10 protein-coding genes and 1 pseudogene are annotated in these 13,008 nt (G+C 62.0%); 6 read left to right on the forward strand and 5 right to left on the reverse strand.

Annotated features, from left to right (window positions below):
- Positions 1-55 precede the first annotated feature (55 nt).
- A pseudogene (locus BLW24_RS19410) lies at positions 56-2,308 on the forward strand (fatty acid cis/trans isomerase).
- 119 nt (positions 2,309-2,427) lie between these two features.
- Here BLW24_RS19410 and BLW24_RS19415 read toward each other — a convergent pair.
- Positions 2,428-3,993, reverse strand: coding sequence for a methyl-accepting chemotaxis protein (locus tag BLW24_RS19415; RefSeq protein WP_090386052.1), 1,566 nt, complete (start codon positions 3,991-3,993; stop codon positions 2,428-2,430).
- Between the two features lie 259 nt (positions 3,994-4,252).
- Between BLW24_RS19415 and rlmM the strand changes: the two genes are divergently transcribed.
- Positions 4,253-5,308: a 23S rRNA (cytidine(2498)-2'-O)-methyltransferase RlmM gene (gene rlmM / locus BLW24_RS19420; protein WP_090386055.1), complete on the forward strand. Its 1,056-nt coding sequence runs from the start codon at positions 4,253-4,255 to the stop codon at positions 5,306-5,308.
- 4 nt (positions 5,309-5,312) lie between these two features.
- Here rlmM and BLW24_RS19425 read toward each other — a convergent pair whose 3' ends face one another.
- Positions 5,313-6,854 (reverse strand): alpha/beta hydrolase, encoded by a 1,542-nt coding sequence (locus tag BLW24_RS19425; protein ID WP_090386058.1) that lies wholly within the window; start codon positions 6,852-6,854, stop codon positions 5,313-5,315.
- A gap of 187 nt (positions 6,855-7,041) precedes the next feature.
- Between BLW24_RS19425 and tusA the strand changes: the two genes are divergently transcribed.
- Positions 7,042-7,296: a sulfurtransferase TusA gene (tusA, locus tag BLW24_RS19430; RefSeq protein WP_090386063.1), complete on the forward strand. Its 255-nt coding sequence runs from the start codon at positions 7,042-7,044 to the stop codon at positions 7,294-7,296.
- Positions 7,293-7,748 (forward strand): gamma-glutamylcyclotransferase family protein, encoded by a 456-nt coding sequence (locus tag BLW24_RS19435; protein ID WP_090386066.1) that lies wholly within the window; start codon positions 7,293-7,295, stop codon positions 7,746-7,748. The genes tusA and BLW24_RS19435 overlap by 4 nt, the downstream gene beginning before the upstream one ends.
- On the opposite strand, the gene BLW24_RS19440 is transcribed toward BLW24_RS19435, so the two are convergent.
- Positions 7,706-8,788 carry a DUF3080 family protein gene (locus BLW24_RS19440; RefSeq protein ID WP_090386069.1) on the reverse strand — a complete coding sequence of 361 codons (1,083 nt, stop codon included), beginning with the start codon at positions 8,786-8,788 and terminating at the stop codon, positions 7,706-7,708. The genes BLW24_RS19435 and BLW24_RS19440 overlap by 43 nt on opposite strands.
- Positions 8,788-10,167 (reverse strand): MATE family efflux transporter, encoded by a 1,380-nt coding sequence (locus BLW24_RS19445; protein ID WP_090386072.1) that lies wholly within the window; start codon positions 10,165-10,167, stop codon positions 8,788-8,790. The genes BLW24_RS19440 and BLW24_RS19445 overlap by 1 nt, the downstream gene beginning before the upstream one ends.
- Positions 10,168-10,346: 179 nt before the next feature.
- Between BLW24_RS19445 and pdxB the strand changes: the two genes are divergently transcribed.
- Positions 10,347-11,492: a 4-phosphoerythronate dehydrogenase PdxB gene (gene pdxB, locus BLW24_RS19450; protein WP_090386075.1), complete on the forward strand. Its 1,146-nt coding sequence runs from the start codon at positions 10,347-10,349 to the stop codon at positions 11,490-11,492.
- An 86-nt stretch (positions 11,493-11,578) separates the two neighbouring features.
- Here the strand turns inward: pdxB and BLW24_RS26065 are convergent, their stop codons facing one another.
- A complete protein-coding gene (locus BLW24_RS26065; RefSeq protein ID WP_338062079.1) occupies positions 11,579-11,755 on the reverse strand; it encodes a PA1571 family protein in 177 nt (58 codons plus the stop codon).
- Between the two features lie 137 nt (positions 11,756-11,892).
- Here BLW24_RS26065 and BLW24_RS19455 point away from each other — a divergent pair, with 137 nt between their 5' ends.
- Positions 11,893-13,008 carry an ATP-NAD kinase family protein gene (locus BLW24_RS19455; RefSeq protein ID WP_090386078.1) on the forward strand — a complete coding sequence of 372 codons (1,116 nt, stop codon included), beginning with the start codon at positions 11,893-11,895 and terminating at the stop codon, positions 13,006-13,008.

Here is a 13,008-nt window from a genome sequence, read left to right on the forward strand (position 1 = left end):
TTGGCCAGCCGGCGCCAGCTAGAATCGGCGCTTAAGCCATTTTAGAGATGTTTCCATGGTCTGCCGTTTACTGCTTGGCGTGTGTTTGTTGTTCATCGGCTCATTACAAGCGGCCGAACCCATCTCCTACAGTCGCGATATCCAACCGATTTTTACCAAGAACTGCGTGGCCTGCCATGCCTGCTACGACGCTGCCTGCCAGCTCAATCTGGGCAGTGGCGAAGGTGTGCAGCGCGGCGCCAGCAAGGCCACGGTGTACAACGGCACGCGCACCGAGGCCCAGGCCACCACGCGCCTGTTTGTTGATGCCCATGGCGCAGAAGCCTGGCAGCGCAAGGGCTTTACCTCCGTGCTGGATGCGCAGGGCAGTCAGGCCGCGCTGATGGCGCGCATGTTGGAGCTAGGCCATCAGCAACCATTGGCCGCCAACAGCAAGCTGCCGGCGGAGCTGAATATCAACATCGACCGGGTCAACCAGTGCCCGTTGCCGCCGGAGTTCGACGAGTTTGCCCGCAAGAACCCGCAAGTCGGCATGCCGTTTGCGGTGACCGGGCTGAGTGAGGCCGACTACCAGACGCTGCAGGCCTGGGGGCGCCGATCAATCAGCAAGCGCTGCAGGCCAGCGCAGCCGAGGCGCAGCAGATCGCCACCTGGGAAGCTTTTCTGAACGCTCCCGGCGCTCGCGAGTCGCTGGTTTCACGCTGGCTCTACGAGCATCTGTTTCTTGCCCATCTGTATTTTGCCGGCGGCGAGCCAGGGCATTTTTTCCAGATGGTGCGTTCGCGTACACCCAGCGGTAAGCCGGTGGACATCATCGCCACGCGCTTGCCCAATGAAGACCCCGGTAACCAGTTCTACTACCGCCTGACGCCGGTGCAGGGGGTGATCGTGCACAAGACCCACATCACCTACGGGCTGAGTGCGGCCAAGCTGGCGCGGGTCAAGGAGTTGTTCTTTGCCAGTGACTGGCAGGCCGACGCCGTGCCCGGTTATGGCCTCCAGCGCCGCGCCAATCCATTTGAGACCTTTGCCGCGATTCCGGCGCAGGCACGCTATCAGTTCATGCTGGATAACGCCGAATACTTCGTGCGTACCTTTATTCGCGGCCCGGTATGCCGGGGGCAGATTGCCACGGATGTGATTCGCGATAACTTCTGGGCGGTGTTTCAGGACCCGCAGCACGACCTGTATATCACCGACCCCGAGTATCGCGATCAGGCCAAGGAGCTGCTGGCCATGCCTGGGCAACTGGACAGCATCAGTGATCTGCTCGGCCTGTGGCGCACCTACCGCGATAAGCGCAATGAGTACGAAGCCCTGCGTATGCAGCGCTATGCCGATGCGCCTGCGCCAAGCTGGTCGCATATCTGGGCCGGTAATGACAACGCATTGCTGTCGATCTTTCGCCAGCACGACAGTGCGTCGGTGCGCAAAGGCCTGATCGGCGAGGTGCCACAAACCATCTGGTGGCTGGACTTCCCGCTGCTGGAGCGCACCTATTACCAGTTGGTGGTGAAACGTGTCGCATCAGGCGCAAACACGGTTGTACTTCGACTTGATCCGCAACGGCGCCGAGGTCAACTTCTTGCGGCTGATGTCAGCCGAATCGCGCCAGGGCTATCTCAGCGACTGGTACCAGAGCAGCGGCAAGCTGAAGATCTGGCTGGATTACCAGCCCATCGACAGCGAAAGCCCGAGCGCCCTGCGCCTGCCTGGTAGCGATCCCAAGCGCAGCTTTGTCGACGCTCTGCTGGAGCGCTACGGCAGCCTGAATGCGCGACCTGATCCGATTAACCGCTGTACTGGCGCACATTGCCATCGCCCGGGGCTGGACGTCGAGTTGCAGCGCGCCGAGCAGTCCCTGAGTCGGTTGACGGCAAAACCTGCGGGCACGCTCAAGGTGATCGAGCAACTGCCGGAGGCAACCTTGCTACGGCTGGAAATGGCCGATGGCCAACGTGAGGTATACAGCCTGCTGCGCAACCGAGCGCACAGTAACGTGGCATTTATGCTCGGTGAGGAACTGCGCTACCAGCCGGCGCTGGATACCCTGACGGTGTATCCGGGGGTGCTTAGCAGCTATCCGAACTTTATCTTCAATATGCGGGTGGAGCAGGCGGCGGAGTTTGTCACGGCACTGGAACAGGCGCGTGATCAGTCGGCGTTTGAGAAGGTCGTCGAGCGCTGGGGTATTCGCCGCACTCATCCAGAGTTCTGGCGCTACTTCCACGACATGTCGGCCTATATCCAACAGACCGAACCGCTGGAAGCTGGTGTGCTGGATATGAACCGTTACGAGAACTTGTAGCAAGCAGGCAGGCGGCGCACTGCAGGGCGTAGGTTGGGTTAAGGCGCGCAGCGCCGAAGCCCAACATAGCTTGGCGTTCCTGCGTTGGGCTTCGCTGCGCTCAGCACCAACCTACGGTTTTAGCGATTGAAGCGTTCCACCAGTGCGTACTGACCATTGGCAGTGGCCGTCAGGGCTTCGCTGAGCAGGGCGGTGTCGTGCGCTTCACCTGCGGTCTGGTCGGCCAGTTGGGCAATGGTGGTGATACTGCGGTTGACCTCATCGGCCACCGCGCTCTGCTCTTCAGCGGCTGCCGCAATCTGGTTGGCCATATCGGTGATATTGGCCACCGCGTCGCTGATGCCGGCCAGCGCTTCATCGGCTTGCTGCACGCGTTCAACCCCTTCGTCGGCCTGTTTGCGGCCGACCTCCATGGTCAGCACCGCTTCTTCGGCGGTGCGCTGCAGTTTGGCGATCAGCTGGTGAATCTGCCCGGTGGATTCGGCAGTGCGCTGCGCCAGTGAGCGCACTTCATCAGCCACCACGGCAAAGCCACGGCCCATTTCACCGGCGCGTGCGGCCTCGATGGCGGCGTTGAGGGCGAGCAGGTTGGTCTGGTCGGCGATGCCCTTGATTACATCGACCACGCCGCCGATTTCAGTGCTGTCCTGGGCCAGGCGGGTCACGGTTTCGCCGGTATCACCGACCGATTGCGACAGGCGCTGAATGGCCTGGCGGGTTTCTGCTGCAATGCCACGGCCGGCGCTGGTCAGGCGGTTGGCGTCCTGGGTGGCGATGGCAGTGCGGGCGACGTTGCTTGCCACTTCCAGGGTGGTGGCGGCCATTTCGTTGATCGCGGTAGCGACCTGGTCGGTTTCGCTGCGCTGGCGTTCAAGTCCGGCGGAGCTGTTGTGCGCCAGGGCGTCGGCCTGTTTGGCTTGCAGGGTGAGCTGCTCGGCAGTGTCCTGCAGACGGGTCAGACAGGTTTTCAGGCGGGCTTCCTGGCTGAGGATGGACATATCCAGACGGCCCTGAGCGCCGCGGCTGTCGGTGTACATCTGCGCGATCAACGGGTCGGAGGTGGTCTGGTCGGCCAGGCGCAGCAGACGCTTGAGGCCGCGTTGCTGCCAGTTCAACCCGGCCAGCCCCAGTGGCACCGACAAACCGGCGGCGATGGCAAAGCCCCAGCTGGAGTCGAGCCATACGCCGATCAGAAAGCCGACCTGGCTGACCAGGATAAACGGCAACCAGTCCTGCACGATTGGCAGCCAGCGATCACTGTTGGGGATTGCCGATTTACCACTGTTGATACGTTGATACAGCGCCTCGGCGCGACGTACCTGCTCGGCAGTCGGCTTTACCCGTACTGATTCGTAGCCTACGACCTGGTTGTTTTCTGTGACCGGCGTGACGTAGGCGTTAACCCAGTAATGGTCACCGCTCTTGCAGCGATTCTTGACGATACCCATCCACGGCTGGCCCTTCTTCAGGGTGTCCCACATATGCTGGAACACCGCTGCCGGCACGTCCGGATGGCGCACCAGATTATGTGGCGCACGAATCAGCTCATCGCGGCTAAAGCCACTGATCTCGACAAAGGCGTCATTGCAGTAGGTGATCTGGCCTTTGAGGTCGGTGGTGGAGATCAGTCGTTGCTGCGCGGGGAAGGTGCGCTCGCGCTGAGTAATAGGTTGGTTGTTGCGCATGGCGTTCTTTATTCCTTTAAACGTTACCGGTACTTCGGCCGTTGCTGGCGGAAGTTTAGCCGTGAATCCAGGTGTAACTGGCAAGAGGCAGGTTGTGGTCGTTTACCCCGTTGTTTTGCTAGGGCGGCCGATGATCGATTGGCAGGGCCAGAGCCTTGCGCGATGGCGCCAGTCTAACCTGCAGATCAGGAAAAGGCCGATGCAAAGCAAGCATAGGCGGGTGACTCGGCTATGATGCGCGCCTTGAGGAGAGTCGCTGATGAATACGTTGTTGTTGCACTGCCGTCCGGGTTTTGAAAATGAGGTGTGCGCGGAAATCGCCGAGCACGCCGCGCGTCTGGACGTTGCCGGGTATGCCAAGGCCAAGCCGAGTACCGCCTGCGCGGAATTTATCTGCACCGAGGATGACGGTGCCGGGCGCCTGATGCACGGGGTGCGTTTCACTCAGCTGATCTTTCCTCGGCAGTGGGCGCGCGGCGTATTTATTGACCTGCCGGAAACGGATCGCATCAGTGTGCTACTGGCTTATCTGGCCGACCTGCCGGCGTTTGGCAGCCTGTGGCTGGAAGTGCTGGACAGCAACGACGGCAAGGAGCTGTCGAATTTCTGCAAGAAGTTCGAAGCGCCGCTGCGCAACGCCCTGAGCAAGGCTGGCAAGCTGGTTGACGATGCACGCAAGCCGCGCTTATTGCTGACGTTCAAAAGTGGTCGCGAGGTGTTTGTCGGCATGGCCGAGGCGAATAACTCGGCGCTGTGGCCCATGGGCATTCCTCGGCTGAAATTCCCCCGCGAAGCGCCGAGTCGTTCGACCCTCAAGCTGGAAGAGGCCTGGCACACCTTTATCCCCCGCGAGCAGTGGGATGAACGCCTGTCCGATGAAATGACCGGGGTCGACCTTGGCGCCGCGCCGGGCGGCTGGACCTATCAGCTGGTCAAGCGCGGCATGCTGGTCACCGCCATCGACAACGGGCCGATGGCGGAAAGCCTGATGGACACTGGCCTGGTCAATCACCTGATGGTCGACGGTTTCACCTGGACACCCAAGCAGCCGGTGGACTGGATGGTCTGCGATATCGTCGAGAAACCGGCGCGAACTGCGGCGATGGTGGAAACCTGGATTGGCGGCGGCCATTGCCGGGAAGCGGTGGTCAACCTCAAGCTGCCGATGAAGCAGCGTTACGCCGAAGTGCGTCGCCTGTTGCTGCGCATGCAGGACGCGTTTGCAGCGCGCAAGATCAAGGTGTCGATCGCCTGCAAGCAGCTTTATCACGACCGCGAAGAAGTCACCTGTCATCTGCGCCGCTTAGGTAAATAGCCCCTCAGTGCCTGGCCAGTTGCGGTTGCAGCGGCAGCAATTGCGGCCACTCGATGCTGCCGTGCAGTGTGCTGCTAGCGAACTGCCAGGAGCCATTGAACAGGTATTGGCCACTAAAGCCGCTGATACGCAGGCCCAAGGTGTCGCCCGGCTGCAGCTGTGCGCTGACGGCAGCCAGCTCTGTGCTGGCTTGCCCGTTGAGTGGGGTGACCTGTTCACTGAGCACTGTACTGCTGCCATCGGCACGCTTGACCACCATGGAGGCAAACAGTGTCGGCATTCCTTCGGCATTTTCCAGATACACGCGTGGCACGCCAACCAGGGCGCTGCTCGCCTGCACCTGTTGCAGCGGGATAAAGCGCGACGGTTGCAGCAGGCCGCTGCTTAACGGCCGAATCAGGGTGGCCGGCAGTTCGATACGTTGACTGGCCGGTAGTTGCTGCAGGGCCACACCCTGATCCAGATCGAGGCTGACGCAGAAATCGGGAATGCTCGCCGCCACGCCCTTGCGCCCGCGTAGTTTGTCTTCGTACCAACTGATGATGTTCTGGTAGAGATTGATCGCCCGGCCGTCGCAGTGCAGCACCGCTTCGTTATTAAAGGGGGGCAGGCCGCTCCAGCGCTGCACCGGGGGCGGCAGGATATGCCCGCCTTGCATACCCAGCAGGCGTACATCGCGGTTCGCCTGTTGCAGGCAATCTCGGATCGCCAGGCCCTGATTGAGCGGGAACAGGGTGTCACGCATGCCTTGGATCAACAGTGCGTCAGCCTGAGGGCGTTGGCCGCGTGCACAGAAACTGCTCAGGCTATGGGCTTTGAGTTCAGCGCGTACCGGCTCACGCATGCGACCATCAACGCTTTTCAGGTAAGGCGCTTGCACGAACTTGCCCAAGTCATACCCCGTCGACAAGCCCAGACCCAGTAGCACGCTAGTCCAGCCGCTCTTCAAGTGACCGTCGGGTGCCAAGGCCTCGCTCAAGTCATACCAGGTGGCAATCGGCACAATGGCATCAATGCGCGGGTCTGTCGCAGAGGCCAGCAATTGCACGGCGCCGCCGTAGCTTTCACCGAGCATGCCGACTTTGGGATCGTTTTCGGCATCCATGCTCAGACGTGGCAGGTGAGCACTGGCCCAGTCGATCACCGCCAGGGCGTCTTGCACTTCGTAGTCGGGGTTCATCATCTCAATGTCGCCCTCACTGCCGCCCCAGCCACGCTGGTCGTAGCTGATTACCCAGTAGCCAGCCTGCCAGGCTTTTAATGCGGCGCGCCCGGACATCATCTGCGTGCCGTAGAAACCGTTCGGCCGGGTGACGCGCCAGCCGCCCCAACCATGGGTGTGTACGATCACCGGAGCCTGCTCGCCGGCCTTCAGCGCCGGCTGGAATACCGTGGCAGACAGCCGTGTGCCATCGCGGCCATGGATCACAGCATCGAAATAGGTTGCAGGCAGGTTCTGCTGCGCGGTGGCGCTGAAGTCTGGCAGTTGGTCACGGGCGGCACAGCCGCTGAGCAGCAGGGCGGCAAGTAGCAAGGCAAGGCGCATAGATGGCTCTTATTGGAATGATGGACGCTGCGCAGCCTGCCTGATCAGGGCGTGGCTGCCTGCCCATCCAAGGTTGTGTTGACCTGTTGTCGGGCCAATCTCGTTCCGCAGGCGTTTTCCATCAGGCGCTAGATGACCTTTGGGTCAGCTTTGCGCGAGAATAGCGGCCTGCTACTGGAGCCAGCCGATGTCTTTGCAAACCACCGCCATTCCCGATGCCACCCTCGACGCCACTGGGCTCAACTGCCCCGAGCCGGTGATGATGCTGCACAACAAGGTGCGCGACCTGCAGGCCGGCGGCCTGCTCAAGGTGATAGCCACCGATCCCTCGACCCGTCGCGATATTCCAAAATTCTGCGTGTTTCTTGGCCATGAGCTGGTGGAGCAGGCTGAAGACGGCGCGACGTACCTGTACCTGATTCGCAAGAAATCTGACGAATGAATTGGTACTTCGCCTACGGCTCGAATATGAATCCGGCCCGCATGCAGGCGCGCGGCATGACGGTGCTGGAGGCGCTATCAGGGCATCTGCCGGGTTACAGCCTTTGCTTTAACAAGCGGGCGGCGGATCGAGCGCCGGGGCGGGCTTATGCCAATATTCGGCATCAGCGCGAGGGGCGGGTGGAAGGCGTTCTGTATCGCCTGGCCGACGCCGGTGAGATCGCCAAGCTGGATCACTTCGAAGGCACGCCGATCTATTACAGCCGCGAGTGTCTGCCGATTGTCGCGGCCCACGGCGTGCAGCCAGCCTGGGTGTATATCGCCAACCCGGCGTTTCGCGAAGAAGGTTTGCTGCCCAGCGCCGATTACCTGGCTCATCTGCTGGCTGGGCGTGAGTTGTTGTCCGAAGCCTACTGGTCGACGCTGGCGGCCTGGTCGGTCCATCCCGACTGACCGGGGGCCAGGCCGCAGCTGTTCAGCACCGTTTGCCAGCTGCGCACATGCCTTGCGGTGGCCTGCTGAAAGTCCGCCCATAACGACGCTTGGTTGCCGCTCAGTTGCTGCAGATACTCCCGCGTCGCTGGCGGTATCTGCGCCACGCCACTGAGGCTGCGCAGGCTGCTGCTCCAGGCCTGGCCACGCTGATCTACCTGCGCCAGGTAGGGCTGCAGGCTGCCAGCGTAATACTTGACGAAGATGTTCTGCACGATGCGTGCACGTTCCGTGGCCTTGCCCGTGGGGCAGAGCGGTCGGCCCTTTTGGCGACTGTCCAGCATGTCGCTGCCCTGGTTGAGGCTGTAGGTCAGGCTGGCCAGGCTGCTGATCAACTGGCCGCCCTGGTCGCTGGCATGTAAGGCGAAGAACAATGGATCAAGCTGCTCTGCACTCGGTGGCAGCGCATCAGGCAGCGCGCTGCCGATGGCGGCCAGCTGTGCCAGGGCATCCAGCGCGGCATTATCTTCGCTGGCATTGGGCGGGAGGGGCTGTTCGGCAAAGCGCAGGTAGCGTTCGACCTCCGGGCTGGCATTCAGGGCATTCCAGAATACGCCGGGCAGTTGTGCGCGTTTTTCCTGCGCCAGTTGTTCAAGGGTGTTGTGCAGGGGGGCGGATCCTGGCTGCGCAGGTGTGCGCTGCAGGCATCCAGGGCACGCAGCAGCGTCGCCTTCATAAGCCAGACGGCTGCTGGGTGTGAGTTGTTTACCGAGGCTGTTGTTGCGCTGGCTGATTTGCTGTTGCAAGGCAGGGCAACGACGCACATCGACCAGCAGGTCGAGCAGGCTGATGCGCAGCTCGGCAATTTCTATCAAGCGTTTGCGGCGTGCTGGCAGGCGGTAGTGGGTCAGTTCGCTGGAGTCGAAGGCGGTTGCCGGTTCGACATTCAGGGCATTGCTTAAACGCTGCAGGTAATCAGCCTGCAGCGCCAGGCCATCATCGGCGGGCGTGCAGGCGCACAGGCAAAGTGCAGCGAGCAGAAGCAGCAGGCGAGCGTTCATCAGGCCATCTTAGCGGCTCGAATACGTTTGCGCGCGCTGCTGGCCAAGCGCACGGCGAGCATGCCACCGGCACAGGTCAGGCCGACCACCAGGCCCTGCCAGAGCCCGCTGGGCCCGCTGGGCTCGCCGAACCAGTCGGTCAGGCCGAGCGCATAGCCCACCGGCAAGCCTATGCCCCAATAGGCGAACAGGGTCAGGATCATGGTCACGCGGGTGTCCTGATAGCCACGCAGCGCGCCGGCTGCGGTTACCTGAATAGCATCGGAGAACTGGAACAGCGCCGAATACACCAACAGCGTGGTGGCCACCACAATCACTGCGCGGTCCGGGGTATAGATCTGCGCAATTTGTTCGCGCAACAGCAGCATCAGACTGGCCGACAGGCAGGCGTAGCCTAGCGCCGCCGCCATGCTTACCCCCGCAGCAAAGCGCGCTTCACGCGGCTCGCCACGGCCGAGGGCCTGACCGACGCGCACGGTGGCGGCCATGCCGAGGGAATAGGGGATCATGAAGACCATGGAGCTGAAGTTCAGGGCGATCTGGTGCCCGGCCACAACGGTGGCGCCTAGGCCGCCGATCAGCAGCGCGATCACAGCGAAAATGCTCGACTCGGCAAACACCGCGATGCCAATCGGCAGACCGACCGAAAGCAGGCGCTTGAGCACCGGCCACTGCGGCCATTCGAAGTTGCTGAAGATTTTGCTCGGTTGATAGAACGGCGCCCACTTCACCCACCAGAGCATGCTCAGGAACATAAAGCCCATCACCAGACCAGTGGCCCAGCCGCAGCCGACGCCGCCCATGGCTGGCAGGCCGAGCTTGCCGTAGATAAAGATGTAATTGAGCGGAATATTCAGCGCCAGGCCGCACAGACCGATGACCATGCTCGGCCGGGTATGCCCGAGGCCGTCACTGAAGCAGCGCAGCACGTGGTACAGCGCTACGGCCGGAAAGCCGCAGGCCACGGCGCGCAGGTAACCCATGGCCGGTTCGATCAGCGCCGGGTCGACATTCATCAGGCTGAGGATGATTTCCGCGTTCCACAAAATTACCGCTGCCGCGATGCCTACGGCCAGCGCCAGCCACAGTGCCTGGCGCACCAGCGGGCCGATCTCGGTATGCGCGCCTGCGCCGAAGCGCTGCGCGACCTTGGGCGTGGTGGCCAGCAGAATGCCGGTCATCAGCAGAAACACCGGCACCCAGATCGAGTTGCCCAGCGCCACCGCGGCCAGATCCTGCGGGCTGACCCGGCCAGCCATCACGGTATCGACGAAGCCCATTGCAGTGTTGGCCAGTTGGGCAATGATGATCGGCGTTGCCAGCTTCAGCAGGCTGTAGAACTCGGTGCTGACGCGTTGCAAGCGGGTTTGGGCAAGCATTGAGGTGTATCCGGCTGTATATCAGGAAACCGCGCAGTCTACGCCTTGACGGCTTGGTCAGGAAACCTTGTTGCGCGATGTTTCAGTGCAATCGACGCATTACACGAGTCAGCGTAGCCAAGCGCTGCCGGCAGGTTAGAATGCCGGCCTGATTTGCGGAGCACGGGAACAGACCCTCTATGCGCATCGTTGCTGACGAAAATATCCCTCTGCTTGACGAATTCTTTGCCGGGTTTGGCGAGATTCGCCGCCTGCCCGGCCGCAGTATTGATGCGGCGGCGGTCGCCGATGCCGACCTGTTGCTGGTGCGCTCGGTGACTCAGGTTAACCGCGCGCTGCTCGAAGGCTCGCCAGTAAGATTTGTCGGTACCTGCACCATCGGCACCGACCATCTGGACCTCGACTACTTCCAGCAGGCCGGCATCACCTGGGCCAGCGCACCGGGCTGCAATGCCCGTGGCGTGGTTGATTATGTGCTGGGCAGCCTGCTGGTATTGGCCGAGCAGCAGGGCGTTGATCTTGCAACGCGCACCTATGGGATAGTAGGCGCGGGGCAGGTTGGTAGCCGTTTGCTCAAGGTGCTGCGTGACCTGGGCTGGCGTGTGCTGGTCTGCGATCCGCCGCGTCAGGCGGTGGAGGGTGGCGATTTCGTCAGCTTGCAGCAGGTGCTGGATGAGTGTGACGTGATCAGCCTGCATACGCCGCTGGAACGTCTGGGCGATCACCCGACGTATCACCTGTTCGATCACGCGCGTTTGAGCGCGCTCAAACCAGGCAGTTGGCTGATCAATGCCAGCCGTGGCGCGGTGGTGGATAACCAGGCCTTGCGTGAGTTGCTGATGCAACGCACTGACCTGCAAGTGGTGCTGGATGTCTGGGAGGGTGAGCCGCAGGCGGATGTTGATCTGGCCGCGTTATGCCGCATCGCCACGCCGCATATTGCCGGTTACAGCCTGGACGGCAAGCTGCGCGGCACGGCGCAGATCTACCAGGCGCTGTGTCAGTACCTGGGCGTTGCGCCCAGCGTTGAACTGCAGCAACTGATGCCTGCCGCCTGGCTAAGTGAGCTGACTATCGATGCCAGCGCTGATCCGGCCTGGGCCTTGGCCAGTATCTGCCGTGCGGTGTATGACCCGCGCCGCGATGATGCGGATTTTCGCCGTAGCCTGCAGGGCGATGTGGCAACCCGGCGTACGGCGTTTGACGGGCTGCGCAAGCACTACCCGATGCGCCGGGAAATTGACGGATTGGCGGTTTGCGTAAAGGATGATGCGCCGACGTTGGTCAGCCTGGTGCAGGCGTTGGGCGCAAAGCTGAAGGCGTAGGGTGGATGGCGCTTGACCCATCCACCATGAGCGGCCTACCTAAATGGTGGATGAAAAGAACGTCATCCACCCTGCAAAGGGCAGGCTTACTTGGCTTGAGAGGCTTGCTGTTGAGCTTTTTCCAGCGCGTTGCAGGCCTGTTGGATCATCTCTTCGGTGATCGGAATTTCACGGCCCTGGGCGTCGATGACAAAGCCGCCAATCGGCATGGTCGGGGCTTTTTGCGAATTCTGTTGTTGGCTGTGCATGGCGGGTCTCCTCATCGGTTAGCGCGATTTTATGAGTGTTGGATGAAGGCGCTATGACAACTGCGACGGCAGAAAACCGCCGCAAGACACAGGGCAAGTCAGGCATTGCAGACAATGTGCCAGGGCCTGCAGGTATTGAATCAGAGGGTGTTATGGGGCTTTTCCATATTGGCTTGATCATCAACCCATTGGCCGGGCTGGGCGGCCCGGCGGGGTTCAAGGGCAGTGACGGCATGGCCGAGCAGGCCCTGGCTTTGGGGGTTGAAGCCAAAGCGGCGCTGCGCACGCAAACGGCGCTTGAGGTGTTGCTGCCGCTACGTGAACGTCTGGAGTTCGTCACCTTTCCCGGCGCCATGGGCGCCGATCTGCTGACCGAGATGGGCTTTGCCCACCGTGTGGTCGGTGAGCTGGGCGAAGGGCCGAGCAGCGCCGCCGATACCTGTCAGGCCGTTGAACTGCTGCAGGATGTTGGCGTGGCGCTGATTCTGTTTGCCGGCGGCGATGGCACGGCGCGGGATATCTGCGCCGCAGCGCGCGAAGGGCAGCCAGTGCTGGGGATTCCGGCTGGGGTAAAGATCCAGTCCGGGGTCTACGCTATCAGCCCGCGCGCCGCCGGCGAGCTGACCGCACGGCTGATCGAGGGCGGCCTGGTGCGCCTGAGCAGTGGTGAAGTGCGCGATATCGATGAAAGCGCCCTGCGCGAAGGCCGCGTGACCGCGCGCTGGTACGGCGAGCTGACCGTACCGCAGGAAGGCGGCTATGTGCAGCAGGTCAAGCAGGGCGGGGTGGAGTCCGAAGAGCTGGTGCTGAATGATCTGGCCGACTGGCTGCAGGACAGCTGGGAAACCGATGTGCGCTATGTGTTCGGCCCCGGCTCGACCCTGCATGGCCTGGCGCAGAACCTCGGCGTGCAGACCACCTTGCTCGGCGTCGATGTGATCGAGAATGGTCAGCTGTTGGCCAGTGATGTCACCGAGGCGCAGTTGTTCGAGCTGATTGATGGCCATCCAGCGCGGCTGCTGGTGACTGCGATTGGCGGCCAGGGTCATATTATTGGCCGCGGCAATCAGCAGATCAGCCCACGGGTGCTGCGCGCCATCGGCCTGGAGAACCTGCGTGTCGTCGCTACCAAGCGCAAGCTCGGCACGCTGGAAGGCCGGCCGTTGCTGGTGGACAGCGGCGACGTGGCGCTGGACGATACCTTTCCCGATGCCGTGCGGGTGTGGGCCGGTTATAAGGAAGAGCTGCTGTATCCCGTGGGCAAATAG

Origin of the sequence: Pseudomonas anguilliseptica (assembly GCF_900105355.1) — a bacterium.
In the GTDB taxonomy this organism is placed as follows: Bacteria; Pseudomonadota; Gammaproteobacteria; order Pseudomonadales; family Pseudomonadaceae; genus Aquipseudomonas; species Aquipseudomonas anguilliseptica.